This is a genomic window from Anaeromassilibacillus sp. An250 (genome assembly GCF_002159845.1).
Lineage (GTDB): Bacteria > Bacillota > Clostridia > Oscillospirales > Acutalibacteraceae > Anaeromassilibacillus > Anaeromassilibacillus stercoravium.
Genome location: NZ_NFJK01000075.1, coordinates 1 through 572, shown reverse-complemented (window position 1 = coordinate 572; position 572 = coordinate 1). Strand labels below are relative to the sequence as shown.

General features: G+C 51.4%; 1 rRNA gene. It reads right to left on the bottom strand.

Annotated features, from left to right (window positions below):
- Positions 1-572 (bottom strand): 23S ribosomal RNA (locus B5F54_RS17210); the annotation flags it as partial.

Genomic DNA, 572 nt, shown 5'->3' with positions numbered 1-572 from the left:
AATTTGCCGAGTTCCTTAACTACCCTTCTCCCGTTGGCCTTAGAATTCTCTTCCCATCTACCTGTGTCGGTTTGCGGTACGGGCGCCTAAGATATACAATAAGCTTTTCTCGCCCCCGGTCTAACATGCTTCCCTACTCTAATTTCGGTCCCTTACGCCCGGGGCAACCATCGCCCGGGTCATGCCTTTCCAGGGTGTCACTTATCTTAAATCTTTCGGCGGCTACGGAATTTCCACCGTATGTGCATCGACTACGCCTTTCGGCCTCGCCTTAGCTCCCGGCTTACTTGGAGCGGACGAACCTTCCTCCAAAAACCTTAGACTTTCGGCCAATATGATTCTCACACATTTCGCGCTACTCATTCCGGCATTCTCACTCGAATGAAGTCCACCACCGCTTCCGCTATGACTTCACCCCTCATTCGACGCTCTCCTACCATCCCTTACGGAATCCCAAGCTTCGGTATACTGTTTAGCCCCGTTAAATTTTCGGCGCAGGGTCACTCGACCAGTGAGCTATTACGCACTCTTTTAATGAGTGGCTGCTTCTAAGCCAACATCCTGGTTGTCTG